The organism is Saccharothrix luteola (assembly GCF_020859565.1).
Taxonomy (GTDB): Bacteria; Actinomycetota; Actinomycetes; order Mycobacteriales; family Pseudonocardiaceae; genus Actinosynnema; species Actinosynnema luteola.
Genome location: NZ_JAJHUO010000002.1, coordinates 331,790 through 346,721 on the forward strand (window position 1 = coordinate 331,790; position 14,932 = coordinate 346,721).

Below are 14,932 nucleotides of genomic sequence, written 5' to 3' on the forward strand. Positions count from 1 at the left end.
CGACGTGGCTGACGAGAACAAGCTCCGCGATTACCTCAAGCGGGCCATCGCCGACGCGCGGGACGCCCGCAGGCGGTTGAAGGAGGTCGAGGACCGCGACCACGAGCCGGTGGCGATCGTCGGCATGGCCTGCCGCTACCCCGGCGGCGTCAGCACGCCCGACGAGCTGTGGCGGCTGGTGGCGGAGGGGCGTGACGCGATCACGCCGTTCCCGACCAACCGCGGCTGGCCCGCCGACCTGCACGACCCCGACCCGGACCGGGTCGGCCGGTCCACCACCGGGCACGGCGGCTTCCTGCACGACGCCGACCGGTTCGACGCCGGGTTCTTCGGCCTGTCACCGCGCGAGGCGCTGGCCGTGGACCCGCAGCAGCGGCTGCTGCTGGAGGCCACCTGGGAGACGGTGGAGGGCGCGGGCATCGACCCGGAGTCGTTGCGCGGCAGCAAGACCGGTGTGTTCGTCGGCGTGATGTACAACGACTACGGCTCGCGGCCGAACCTGCCGCCCGACGACGTCGAGGGCTACCTGTTCAGCGGCAGCGCGGGCAGCATCGCGTCCGGTCGGCTGGCCTACACGTTCGGCCTGGAGGGCCCGACCGTCACCGTGGACACGGCGTGCTCGTCGTCGTTGGTCGCGGTGCACCTGGCGGCGAACGCGCTGCGCCGGAGCGAGTGCACGCTGGCGGTGGCGGGCGGCGCGACGGTGATGTCGACGCCGACCGCGTTCATCGAGTTCTCCCGGCTGCGCGGGCTGGCGTCGGACGGCCGCTGCAAGTCGTTCTCCGACCACGCCGACGGCACCGGCTGGGCCGAGGGCGTCGGCGTGCTGCTGCTGGAGCGGCTGTCCGACGCGCGCCGCAACGGCCACCGGGTGCTGGCGGTGATCCGGGGCAGCGCGGTGAACTCCGACGGCGCGTCCAACGGCCTGACCGCGCCGAACGGCCCGGCGCAGGAACGCGTGATCCGGGCGGCGCTGTCGGCGGCCGGCCTGTCGCCGTCGGACGTGGACCTGGTGGAGGCGCACGGCACCGGGACGACGTTGGGTGACCCGATCGAGGCACGAGCGGTGCTCGCCACCTACGGCCGGGACCGCGAGCAGCCGGTGTGGTTGGGGTCGCTGAAGTCGAACATCGGGCACGCCCAGGCGGCGGCCGGCGTCGGCGGGATCATCAAGGTGGCGCAGGCGATGCGGCACGGCGTCATGCCCCGCACGCTGCACGCGGAGGAGCCGTCGAGCCACGTCGACTGGACGGCGGGCAAGGTCGGGCTGCTGACCGAGGCTCGCGAGTGGCCACGCACCGACCGGCCGCGGCGGGCCGGTGTGTCGTCGTTCGGGTTCGGCGGCACGAACGCGCACGTGGTGATCGAAGAGGCCGACCCCACGCCGGTCGAGGGCACGCCCGCCGATGGTGAGCCGCAAGCGGATGACGCGGTGCCGGTCGCGTCTTCGGAGGGCTCCGAGCGCGACCCGGGGTTGCCGGTGCCGTTCGTGCTGTCCGGCCGCAGCCCGGAAGCCGTGGCGGAGCAGGCGAAGCGGCTCGCCGAAGCCGGGGCGGCCGGTCGGGACGCGGCGTTCACGGTGGCCACCCGCACGCCCATGCCGTACCGGGCGGCGGGCACCGATCTGCACGACTTCCCGGCCGCCGTGGTGCCGCCACGTGGCAAGGTGGCCTTCGCGTTCACCGGGCAGGGTGCGCAGCGGGTCCGCATGGGGCTCGAACTGGCCGAGGCGTACCCGGTGTTCGCCCGCGCCTTCGCCGAGGTGTGCGAGCACCTGCCCGTGCGGGACGTCATCGAGTCCGGCGCGGACCTCGACCTCACCGGCAACGCGCAGCCCGCCCTGTTCGCGGTCGAGGTGGCGTTGTTCCGGCTGGTGGAGTCGTGGGGCGTGCGCCCGGACTTCCTGGTCGGCCACTCGATCGGCGAACTCGCCGCCGCGCACGTGGCCGGTGTGCTGTCCCTCGCCGACGCCGCCGCGCTGGTCGCCGCCCGCGGCCGGCTCATGCAGGCGTTGCCGGCCGGCGGCGCGATGGTCGCGGTCCGGGCCGCCGAGGACGAGCTGGACCTGCCCGAGGGCGTGGCGGTCGCCGCGGTCAACGGGCCGCGCTCGCTCGTCCTGTCCGGTGCGGAGGACGCCGTCCTCCAGGTCGCCGAGGGGCTGCGCGGCAAGCGGCTCGCGGTCAGCCACGCGTTCCACTCGCCGTTGATGGAACCCATGCTGGACGAGTTCCGCGCCGTGGCCCGCGGCCTGACCTACCACCAGCCGCGCATCCCCGTGGTGTCGACGGTGGCGGAAGGCTCCGACTGGACCGACCCCGAGTACTGGGTGCGGCAGGTCCGCGCCACGGTCCGCTTCCACGACGCCCTCGTCGCCCTGCGCGACCGCGACACGCGCACGGTGGTCGAGATCGGCCCGGACGCCGTGCTGAGCGGTCTCACCGCCGCCGCGCTCGACGACGTCAAGGCGGTGCCGCTGCTGCGGGCAGGCCAGTCGGAACCGCTCACGGTCGCGAACGCGCTGGCCGAGCTGCACATGCGTGGCGTGGACCCGGACTGGGCGGCGGTGTTCCCCGGCGCGCGCAAGGTGCCACTGCCGACCTACGCGTTCCAGCGCAAGCGGTACTGGCTCGCGCCGTCGGCGAGCGGTGACGTGTCGGCGGCCGGCCTCACGTCGTCCGGGCACCCGCTGCTCGGCGCGACGGTCGAGCTGCCCGACGGCGCGACCGTGCAGACCGGCAAGCTGTCCCTGGCCACCCACCCGTGGCTGGGCGAGCACCGCGTGCACGGCGCCGCCGTCGTCCCCGGCACGGCCCTGGTCGAGCTGGTCGGCGACGTCGCCGACCTGACCGTCACCTCCCCGGTGGTCGTCCCGGACACCGGCGCGGTGACCGTCCAGGTCGTGCGCACCACGACCACCGTCGAGATCCACTCGCGCCGGGACGACGAGCCGTGGACCCGGCACGCCACCGGCACCCCCGACCCGGCCGAGCACCCCGTGGACCACCTCGCCGAGTGGCCGCCCGCCGCGCCCGAGGTCGCGGTCTCCTACGACGGCCTGGACCGGCACGGGTACGGCTACGGGCCGACGTTCCAAGGCCTGCGCAAGGTGTGGCGCGCCGACGGTGAGATCTTCGCCGAGGTCACCGCGGACGTGCCACCCGCCGGGTTCGCCGTGCACCCGGCGCTGTTCGACGCGGCACTGCACCCGCTGCTGCCCGGCCTGGTCGAGGACGGTCCGGCGCGGCTGCCGTTCTCGTGGTCCGGCGTCCGGTTCCACGGCACCGCCGGCACGTCGCTGCGCGTCCGCATCACGCCGAACGGACCGGACTCGGTGGCCCTGCTGGTCACCGACAGCACGGGCACCCCGGTCGTCTCCGTCTCCGACCTCGTCCTGCGCCCGCTCACCGGCCCGGTCACCGGCACGGACCTGCTGTTCACCCCCACCCTCCGGTCCGCACCGGCCCACGTGGACCGCGTGTTCACCGTCGAGACCCCGAACGGCCCGGTGCCCGAGCAGGTCCACCACGTCACGCACCAAGTGCTGGCGGAACTGCGCGACTGGGCGGCCGGATCGGACGGCGTGCTGGGCGTGGCCGTCACCGACGACCTCGCCCACGCGGCCGTCGCCGGCCTCGTCCGCAGCGCGGCGGCCGAACACCCCGGCCGGTTCGCGCTGCTGCGCGACGGGCAGGCACTCGAACCCGTCCTCACCGCGGCCCCGCGCACCGGGCACGACGGCCCGCGCTGGGACACGGTCCTGGTCACGGGCGCGAGCGGTGCGCTCGGCGGCGCGATCGCCCGGCACCTGGTCACCCGGCACGGCGCGCGCAAGCTCGTGCTCCTCAGCCGCAGCGGCAAGGCGCCGGACGTCGAGGGCGCGGAGGTCGTGTCGGTGGCGTGCGACGCGGCCGACCGCGACGCCCTGGCCGCCGTGCTGGCCGAACACCCGGTCACGGCGGTCGTGCACGCGGCGGGCGTGGTGGCGGACGGCACGCTCGACTCGCTGAGCCCAGACCAGGTCGACCGGGTGCTGCGGCCCAAGGTTGACGCCGCCTGGAACCTCCACGAGCTGGCCGGCGACGTCGAGGCGTTCGTGCTGTACTCGTCCATCGCGGGCGTCCTCGGCACGGCCGGGCAGGCGAACTACGCGGCGGGCAACACGTTCCTGGACGCGCTGGCCCGGCACCGGCACGCGCTCGGCCTGCCCGCGACGTCCCTGGCCTGGGGCCTGTGGGAGTCCGACAGCGCGATGTCCGGCGGTCTGTCCGACGTGGACCGCAAGCGGATCCGCCGGCTCGGGCTCAAGCCGATCGCGGTGGACGCGGCGCTGGCGGCGTTCGACGCGGCGCTGACCACCGGCGAACCGGTGCTCGCGGTGACCGGGCTGGACCGGGCCGCGTTGCGCGACGACCCCCACCCGGCCCTGAGGGAACTCGCGCCGAAACGCCGTGCCGCGAGCAAGCCGAAGACGCTCCCCACCGACGTCCGAGCGCTGACGGACCTGGTCCGGTCGCACGTGGCGGCCGTGCTTGGGCACGCGGACCCGTCCGGCGTCGACGCGCGGCGGGCGTTCAGCGAGATGGGCTTCGACTCGCTGACGGCGGTCGAGCTGCGCAACCGGCTCGCCGAGGCCGTCGGGCGGCGGCTGCCCACGACGCTGGTGTTCGACCACCCCACGCCCGCCGCGCTGGCCGAGCACCTGGCGGGCGCGGTCAAGCCGGCCGAGGAGAAGGTGACGGCGGCCGACGAGCCGATCGCGATCGTCGGCATGGCGTGCCGCTACCCGGGTGGTGTGCGCACGCCCGAGGAGCTGTGGGAGCTGGTCGCCGAGGGGCGGGACGCGATCGGCGAGTTCCCCGTCAACCGGGGCTGGGACCTCGACCGGCTCTACCACCCCGACCCGCAGCACCCCGGCACGACCTACACCCGGCACGGCGGGTTCCTGCACGACGCCGACCTGTTCGACCCGGAGTTCTTCGGCATGTCCCCGCGCGAGGCGCTGGCGACCGACCCGCAGCAACGCCTGCTGCTGGAGACCGCCTGGGAGGCCCTGGAACGCGGCGGCATCGACCCGACCTCCGCGCGCGGCACGAGGACCGGAGTGTTCACCGGCCTGATGTACCACGACTACGGCACCGGCGGCGCGTTGCCGCCCGAGCTGGAGGGCTACCTGGTCGGCGGCACGTCCGGCAGCGTGGCGTCCGGCCGCGTGGCCTACGCGCTGGGCTTGGAGGGCCCGGCGATCACGGTCGACACGGCGTGCTCGTCGTCGCTGGTCGCGCTGCACCTCGCGGTCAGCGCGCTGCGGCGCGGTGAGTGCGACCTGGCGTTGGCGGGCGGTGCGACCGTGATGGCCACGCCGACCGCGTTCGTCGAGTTCTCGCGGCAACGCGGCCTGGCACCGGACGGCCGCTGCAAGCCGTTCGCGGCGTCCGCCGACGGCACCGGCTGGGCCGAGGGCGTCGGCGTGCTGCTGGTGGAACGCCTGTCCGACGCCCGCCGCAACGGGCACCCGGTGCTGGCCGTGGTGCGCGGCACGGCGGTCAACTCCGACGGCGCGTCCAACGGCCTGACCGCCCCGAACGGCCCGGCGCAGCAACGCGTCATCCGGGCCGCGCTCGCCGCCGCCGGCCTGGAGCCGTCCGAAGTGGACCTGGTGGAGGCGCACGGCACCGGGACGACGCTGGGCGACCCGATCGAGGCCGAAGCGCTGCTGGCGGTGTACGGCGAGCGTGACCGGCCGCTGGCGCTGGGGTCGCTGAAGTCCAACATCGGCCACACCCAGGCCGCGGCGGGCGTCGGCGGGATCATCAAGGTGGTCGAGGCGATGCGGCACGGCGTGCTGCCGCAGACCTTGCACGTGGACGAGCCGTCTCCGCACGTGGACTGGTCGGCCGGCTCCGTGGAGCTGCTGACGCGGGCCCGCGAGTGGGTGGTGGACCGGCCGCGCAGGGCGGCGGTGTCGTCGTTCGGCATCAGCGGCACCAACGCGCACGTCGTGCTCGAACAAGCGCCGGCGGAGGCCGAGGTCGACCGGGCAGACGGCGCCGTGCCCGTGGTGGTGTCCGCCCGCACCCCGCAGGCGTTGGCCGATCAGCTGGCACGGCTGGCCGAGGCCGACGTCCCGGTCGCCGACCTCGCCCACACGCTCGGCACGGGCCGCGCGCTCCTGGAGCACCGGGCGGTGGTCGCGGTTGAAAGCCCGGCCGACCTGCGTGACGCCGTGGTGCAGCCCCGCGCGCGCGACGGCCGGACGGCGTTCGTGTTCACCGGGCAGGGCGCTCAGCGGGTCGGCATGGGGCTGGAGCTGGCTCGCGCGTTCCCGGCGTTCGCCCGCGCGTTCGACGAGGTGTGCGAGCACCTGCCGGTCCGCGAAGCGATCTCGTCCGGCGACGGCCTCGACGAGACCGGGACCGCGCAGCCCGCGTTGTTCGCGGTGGAGGTGGCGCTGTTCCGGCTGCTGGAGTCGTGGGGCGTGCGGCCGGACCTCGTCGCCGGGCACTCGATCGGCGAGATCGCCGCCGCGCACGTGGCCGGGGTGCTGTCCCTGGCGGACGCGGCCGAGCTCGTCGCGGCACGCGGCCGGCTGATGCAGGCGTTGCCGCGCGGTGGCGCGATGGTCGCCGTGCAGGCGGCCGAGGACGAGCTGGAGCTGCCCGAAGGCGTGGCGGTCGCCGCCGTGAACGGGCCGCGCTCCATCGTGCTGTCCGGGGTCGAGGACGCGGTCCTGGCCTGCGCGAAGCCGTTCAAGCACACCCGGCTCACGGTCAGCCACGCGTTCCACTCGCCGCTGATGGACCCGATGCTGGACGACTTCCGCGCGGTGGCGGAGGAGCTGACTTACCACCGGCCGGAGATCCCCGCGGTGTCGACCGTCGGTGACGACGCCGACTGGACCGACCCGTCGTACTGGGTGCGGCACGTCCGCGAGCCGGTGCGGTTCCACGACGCCGCCCGCACGCTGCTCGACCGCGGCGTCACGACGTTCGTGGAGCTGGGCCCGGACGCGATCCTGACCGGTCTGCTCGCGGCCGTGCTGCCCGAGGGGCACGCCGCGCTGCCCGCGCTGCGCCGCGACCGGTCCGAGCGGCGCACCGCCGTCGAGCTGTTCGCCCACCTGCACGCCCGGGGTGTGCCGGTGGACTGGTCGGCGTTCCCGGGACGGCGGACCGTGCTGCCGACGTACCCGTTCCAGCGCGAGCGGTACTGGCTGTCGGCCAAGCCGCGCACCACGAGCGGGCACCCCGTGCTGGAGGCGCCGGTGCACGTAGCCGACCGCGACGAGGTGCTGTTCACCGGCACCCTGACCGAGCCGCTGACCGGCGCGGGCGTCGCGGACCTGGTGTGGCACGCGGGCCGCGAGGTCGGCTTCCCGGTGGTGGACCTGGACGTCGCCGCGCTGCCCGGTGTCGGCCTGATCCAGCTGAAGGTCGGCGAGCGGGACGGCGACACCCGGCCGGTGAGCGTGCACGCGTGGCAGGACGGGTGGGTCGAGCAGGCCAGGGGCACGCTCACGGCCGGCCCGGCGGTCGACGCCGAGGTGGACCTGTCCCTGCTGGCGCGCGAGGACGTGGAACCCGCCGTGTGGCGCGGCCTGCGGGCCACCGCGCCGGGCACCGCCGTGCGCGTCGACGGCCAGGTGCTCCGTGACGAGCAGGGCAACGAGGTCGCCCGCGTCGACTCGGTCGAGTTCCGCGCGCTCGACGGAGTGCCGCTGTACGAGGTGGACTGGGTGCCGGTCGACCTGCCGGCAGGGGACTCGACGCCCGACGTCATCCGGGTCGAAGCCGGCCCGGACCCGGTCGCGACCGCGCACACCGCGACCCGGCACGTGCTGGCCGAGCTGCGTGAACGTGCCACCGGCACCGGCCGGGCGGTCGTGCACACCCCCGACCCGGCCGATCCCGGGGTGGCGGCCGTGTGGGGCCTGGTGCGGGCCGCGCAGGTCGAGGCGCCTGATCGGATCGTGCTGGTCGGTGGTGACGGCGACGTCGCCGCCGCGGTGGCGTCCGGCGAGCCGCAGGTCGTGTTCCGCGACGGGCGGGCGTTCGCGCCCCGGCTGGTCCGGGCGACGGCGCAGGCCGTGCCCCTGCCGGCGGACGCGGTCGTGCACCGGCCCGCGCCGCCCGCGCGGGCCACCCTCGCCGGCCTCACCGACGACGCGCTCACCGACGCCCTGCGCGCGACCGCCGAGGAGGCCTGGCGGCTGCACGGGGAGACGTCCGGCCACCTGGTCCTCGCGGCCGCCGTGGAGGGCTTCGGCGCGGCCGGTCACGCGCACTACGCGGCCGGGGTGGCGTTCATGGAAGCCCTGGCGCACCACCGTGCCGCGCAAGGGCTGCCGGGCACGGCGGTCATCGGCGGACCGGACGTGGTGGTCACCGATCGACCCGTGGTGATCGCCGCGCCGGTGTCCGAGCTGCCGCGCACGGCGTTGCTGCGCGACCTGATCCGCGCGCCACGGGTGCCGCTGGCCGAACGGCTGGCGTCCGCGGTCGACGGCGAGCGCGGCCGGGTCGTGGAGGAGGTCGTCCGCACCCAGGTGGCGGCCGTCCTCGGGCACGGCGACCCGCGCCGGGTGGACCTGGAGAAGCCGTTCAACGACCTGGGCTTCGACTCGCTCACGGCCGTGGACCTGCGCAACCGGCTCACCGCCGAGACCGGCGTCGCGCTGGAGGCGACCCTTGTGTTCGACCACCCGACGCCCGCCGCGCTCACCGGCGTCCTGCTCGACCGCCTCACGCCCTACGAGGCCGCGCCGGTGCTGACCGAGCTGGACCGCCTGGAGGCGACGCTCGCCGAGGCGGACGACGAGCAGCGGCAGCAGGTGACCGTGCGGCTGCGGACCATCCTGTCCCGCTGGGCCGAGCCGGAACCGGCCGCCGTGCGCACCGACTTCGACTCCACCGCCGAGCTGTTCGACTTCATCGACAACCAGCTCGGCCGCGCCGCCCGCTGACCACCCACGACATCGAGGAGAGTGCAGTGTCCAACGAGGAGCGGCTGGTCGAGTACCTGAAGTGGGTGACGGCGGACCTCCAGCAGGCCCGGCAGCGGATCGCCGAACTGGAGACGCCCGAGCCGGTCGCGATCGTGGCGATGGCCTGCCGCTACCCCGGCGGCGTCACCTCGCCCGACGACCTGTGGCGGCTCGTCGCCGAGGGCCGGGACGGCATCACGCCGTGGCCGACCGACCGCGGTTGGGACGTCGACCGGCTCTACGACCCCGAACCGGGCGTGCCGGGCAAGACCTACACCCGGGAAGGCGGGTTCGTCGACCACGCCACCGAGTTCGACGCCGCGTTCTTCGGCATCTCGCCGCGCGAGGCGCTGGGCATGGACCCGCAGCAGCGCGTGCTGCTGGAGACCGCGTGGGAGCTGTTCGAACGGGCCGGCATCGACACGGCCGCGTTGCGCGGCAGCCGCACGGGCGTGTTCGCGGGCGTGGGGGAGCAGAGCTACCTGGGCCTGGCCGGGCCGGAGGAGCTGGAGGGCTTCCTCATGACCGGCAAGCTGGGCAGCGTGGCGTCCGGGCGGATCGCCTACACGTTCGGCTTCGAGGGCCCGGCGGTCACCGTGGACACGGCGTGCTCGTCGTCGCTGGTGGCGCTGCACATGGCGGTCCGCTCGCTGCGGACGGGCGAGTCGACGTTGGCGGTGGCGGGCGGCTGCACGGTGTACGGCTCGCCCACCGGGTACGTCGACTTCTCCCGCCAGCGCGGTCTCGCGGCGGACGGCCGGTGCAAGTCGTTCGCCGCGGCGGCGGACGGCACCGGCTGGTCGGAGGGCGTCGGCCTGCTGCTGCTGGAGAAGCTGTCCGACGCCCGCCGCAACGGCCACCCGGTGCTGGCCGTGATCCGGGGCAGCGCGGTCAACCAGGACGGCGCGTCCAACGGCCTCACCGCCCCGAACGGCCCCGCGCAGGAACGCGTCATCCGCGCCGCCCTGGACGACGCCCGGCTGTCCACTTCGGACGTGGACCTGGTGGAGGCGCACGGCACCGGCACCCGGCTCGGCGACCCGATCGAGGCGCAGGCGTTGCTGGCCACCTACGGCCAGGGCCGGTCGACGCCGTTGCTGCTGGGATCGCTGAAGTCCAACATCGGGCACAGCGTGGCCGCGGCCGGTGTCGGCGGCGTGATCAAGGTGGTGCAGGCGATGCGGCACGGCGTCGCGCCGCGCACCCTGCACGTGGACGAGCCGACGCCGGTGGTCGACTGGTCGTCGGGGTCGGTGGAGCTGCTGCGCGAGGCGCGGCCGTGGCCGGAGGCCGACCGGCCCCGGCGGGCGGCGGTGTCGTCGTTCGGCGTCAGCGGCACCAACGCCCACGTGGTGCTGGAGCACGTGCCCGAGGAGCGGGGGCCGGCCGCCGAAGCCGACGGCGAGCTGCCGTTCCTGCTGTCCGCGCGGTCGGCCGAGGCGCTGCGGGCGCAGGCGGAGCGGCTGCGTGCCTTCCTCGCCGAACGCCCCGAGGTCTCCCCGGTCGACGTCGCCCACACCCTCGCCACCTGCCGCACGGCCCTGGAGCACCGCGGCGCGGTCGTGGCCCGCGACCGGGACGAGCTGCTGGCCGCGCTGGCGGCGTTCGACGGCGGTGTCCCCGTGCCGCAGCCGGGCCGGACCGCGTTCGTGTTCACCGGCCAGGGCGCGCAGCGCTCCGGCATGGGTCGTGACCTGCACGAACGCTTCCCGGCGTTCCGGCAGGCGTTCGACGCGGTGTGCGCGCTGCTCGACCCGCACCTGCCGACGCCGCTGAAGGATGTGGTGTTCGGCGACTCGGACCTGCTGCACCAGACCCGGTACACGCAGCCCGCGCTGTTCGCGTTCGAGGTGGCGTTGTTCCGGCTGCTGGAGGAGTGGGGCGTCCGGCCGGACTTCGTGGCCGGCCACTCGCTCGGCGAGCTGACCGCCGCGCACGTCGCCGGCGTCTTCTCGCTGGAGGACGCGTGCACGCTGGTCGCCGCACGCGCCCGGCTGATCGGCGAACTGCCGGAGGGCGGTGCGATGGTCGCCGCGGCCGCGCCCGCCGCCGAGGTCGAGCCGCTGCTGACGCCGCGGGTGGGGCTGGCCGCGGTGAACGGTCCGGCGTCCGTCGTGGTGTCCGGTGACGAGGACGCCGTGCTGGCGGTCGAAGCCGAGCTGCGCGCTCGCGGCCGCCGGACCAAGCGGCTCACGGTGAGCCACGCGTTCCACTCGCACCGGATGGAGCCCGCGCTGGAGGAGTTCCGCCGGGTCGCCGCGAAGATCACCTACCACGCGCCGGTGATCCCGGTCGTGTCCAACGTGACGGGCGCGGCCGACGCCGACGTGACCTCGCCCGACTACTGGGTCCGGCACGTGCGCGAGGCGGTGCGGTTCGCCGACTGCGTGCGGACGCTGGCGGAGCAGGGTGTGACCACGTTCGTGGAGGTCGGTCCGGCCCCCGCGTTGACCCCGATGGTGCGCGAGACCGTGGACGCCACCGCGGTGGCGTTGCAGCGGGACGGCCTGGTGGCCGCGTTGGGCGAGCTGCACACGGCCGGGGTGCCGGTGGACTGGCGCGCGTTCTTCGCCGGGTCGGGCGCGCGGCACGTGGAGCTGCCGACCTACCCGTTCCAGCGGCAGCGGTTCTGGGTCGAGCACCAGGAGGCGGTCGACGTCGCGGAACTGGGCGTGACGCGGGCGGACCACCCGCTGCTCGGCGCGGCGGTGCCGGTGGCGGGCGCGGACGAGGTCGTGTTCACCGGCAAGGTGTCCGTGCGCAGCCACCCGTGGCTGGACCGGCACCGCGTGCACGGCTGCGTGGTGCTGCCGTCGGCGGCCCTGGTGGAGCTGGCGATCCGCGCCGGCGACGAGGTCGACCTGCCCCGGCTGGCGTCGATGGACGTCCTCGCGCCGGTCGTCGTACCGGACCGCGGCGGGGTGCAGGTCCAGGTGCGGGTCGCGAACGGGCAGCTGACCGTCCACACCCGGCTGGACGGCGACTGGGCGTTGAACGCCGCCGGGACGCTCGCCCCGGCCACCCACCCCACCTGGCCCGACGCGGGGGAGTGGACCGGACTGGACGCCGTCGCCCCCGACGGCTTCCGGCTGCACCCGTCGCTGCTGGACGCCGCCCTGCGGCTGGTCGGCGACGGCGACGCGGTGCACTGGCGCGACGTGGAGCTGCACGCCACCGGCGCGTCGGACGTGCGGGCCCACGTGGACGGTGACCACCTCCTGCTCGCCGACCCGAGCGGGGCGCCAGTGGCCACGATCGGGTCCGTGCGGCTGCGCCCCACGGCCGCCGACGCCGTGGCCGACGCCCGGCTGCGCCCGCAGGACGCGCTGCTGGACGTGGTGTGGGAGCCGGTGAAGCTGCCGTCCTCCGACGTCACGCCGCACGTGGTCCGGTGGCTGCCCGACGGCGACCTGCACAGCCGGGCCGCGTCCGCGTTGGCCGACCTGCGGGGTGACGCGCCGTTCGTGGCGGTGACCCGCGGCGCGATGCGTGACGTCACGGACGTGGACGGCGCGGCGCTGTGGGGGCTCGCGCGGTCGGCGCAGTCCGAGCAGCCGGGCCGGATCGTGCTGGTGGACGTCGACGACGACCCCGCGTCGGAGGCCGCTGTCCCGGCCGTCGTCGCGGCCGGCGTGCCGCAGGCGGTGGTGCGGCGCGGTGTCGTGCACGTGCCGAAGCTGCGGCGCGCGCAGGCCGGCCGCACGGCGTGGCCGGTCGACGGCGCGGTCCTGATCACCGGCGGCACCGGCACGCTCGGCGCGATGGTCGCCCGGCACCTGGCCCGGAGGGGCGTGCGGGAGCTGCTGCTCACCAGCCGTCGCGGTCCGGACTCTCCCGGCGCGGCGGACCTGCGCGACGAGCTGAGGTCCCTGGGCGCGTCCGTCCGGATCGTCGCCTGCGACGCGGCCGACCGCGCCCAGCTCGAGGCTGCCATCGGCGACACCCGGCTGACCGGGGTCGTGCACACCGCAGGCGTCATCGACGACGCCCTGATCAGCGACCTGACCCCGAACCGGCTCGCCGCCGTGCTGCGGCCCAAGGCCGACGCCGCCCGGCACCTGCACGAGCTGACCCGCGGCCACGACCTGAAGGCGTTCGTGCTGTTCTCGTCCATCGCCGGGGTCATCGGCGGCGCGGGCCAGGGCAACTACGCCGCCGCGAACGCCTACCTCGACGGCCTGGCCGCGCACCGCGCCGCGCTCGGCCTGCCCGCGACGTCGGTCGCCTGGGGCCTGTGGGCCGAGTCCAGCGGCATCACCAGCGGGCTGAGCGAGCTGGACCGGGCCCGGATCGCGCGCGCCGGCTTCCGGCCGGTGGAGACCGAGCAGGGTCTGGCGATGCTCGACGCCGCCGTGGCGTCGGGCGCGCCGGCCCTCGTGGGCGCGCCGCTGGACCTGGCCGCCCTGCGGGCCCGCCCGGACCAGGCGCCGCCGCTGCTGCGCACCCTGCTGCCGCCGGTCCGGCCGGTCGCGCGCACCGGCGCGCCCGTGCCGGACCTGGCCGAGCTGTCCGCGGACGAACGGCGGGCGGTGGTCGGCGAGCTGGTGCGGCGGGAGGTCGCGTCCGTGCTGGGCCTGTCCGGCGAGGTGGAGGACAAGCCGTTCTCCGACCTGGGCTTCGACTCCCTGCTGTCGGTCGAGCTGCGCAACCGGGTCGCTGCCGCCACCGGGCTGACCCTGCCCGCCACCGTCGTGTTCGACCACCCGACGCCCGGCGCGTTGACGGCGTTCCTGGCGGGCGCGGCCGGCGCGGCGGACGTGGAGTACGACGAGGTGCTGGCCGACGACGTCCAGCCCGCCGAGCAGGTGGTGCGCACGGTCGACGAGCCGGAGAACGTGCTGCTCACGGGCGCGACCGGGTTCGTCGGGGCGTTCCTGCTGCGGGAGCTGCTGAAGGCGTCAGCGGCGACCGTGCACTGCCTGGTCCGAGCTGCCGACGAGGCCGAGGGTCTGCGCAAGGTCGAAGCGAACCTGCGCTGGTACCGGCTGTGGGACGAGGTGGACGCGACCCGGCTGCGCGTGGTGCCCGGCGACCTCGCCCAGCCGCGCCTCGGCCTGTCCGAGCAGACCTACGACCGGCTGGCCCGCGAGGTGGACGCGGTCTACCACGCGGGCGCGACGGTGAACTGGCTGCGGCCGTACACCGAGCTGCGCGCGCCGAACGTGCACGGCACGCAGGAGGTGCTGCGCCTGGCCGCCCGGCACCGGACCGTGCCGGTGCACCACCTGTCCACCACCGGTGTGTTCGCCGGTGCCCGCGAACCGGGCGTGCCGCTGACCGTGGACGACCCGACGGGCCCGCCGGACGCGCTGCCCAGCGGCTACCTGCGCAGCAAGTGGGTGGCCGAGCACCTGGTCGCCCAGGCGGCCGAACGGGGGCTGCCGGTGCGCGTGTACCGGGTCGACCTGGTCTCCGGCGACCAGGTCAACGGCGCCTGCCAGACCCGGGACTTCGTGTGGCTGGCCACCAAGGGCCTGATCCAGGCGGGGGCGGTGCCCGCGGGCCTGGACGGCACGGTGCCGATGGTGCCGGTCGACTACGCGGCGGCCGCGGTGGTCAGGCTGTCGCGCGAGTCCGGCGGGGTGTTCCACCTCTACAACCCGGGTCGGGTGAGCTGGCGGGAGATCGTGGCCCGGCTGCGCGCCCGCGGCTACCGGCTGGAGGAGCGCGGGTGGGCGCGGTGGCGGCGGGACGTGCTGGCCGACCGCGACAACGCCCTGATCCCGCTGCTGGACGCGTTCGAGATGATGGTCGCCGACAACGCGGGCTTCTACCCGGCGGTGGACGTGTCGAAGACCGAGCAGGCGCTGGCGGGGACCTCCATCACCTGTCCGCCGGTCACCGGTGACCTGGTCGACAACTACATCAGGTTCTTCGCCGAGACCGGCTACTACCCGCCGAGCCGGGAGCCTGCGCTGGTCGCTGGGGCGTGAGGGGTACCGGCGACCCCGC

Annotated in this window: 1 protein-coding gene and 1 pseudogene; both read left to right on the forward strand. The window is 75.5% G+C overall.

Translation table 11 applies throughout. The annotated features are described in order from the left end of the window. Positions 1-4 precede the first annotated feature (4 nt). On the forward strand, positions 5-8,959 hold the full coding sequence (locus LNK82_RS03120; protein WP_230565369.1) for a type I polyketide synthase: 8,955 nt from the start codon (positions 5-7) through the stop codon (positions 8,957-8,959). Between the two features lie 41 nt (positions 8,960-9,000). Next, positions 9,001-14,913: pseudogene (locus LNK82_RS03125) on the forward strand (thioester reductase domain-containing protein); the annotation flags it as partial. Positions 14,914-14,932: the final 19 nt, after the last annotated feature.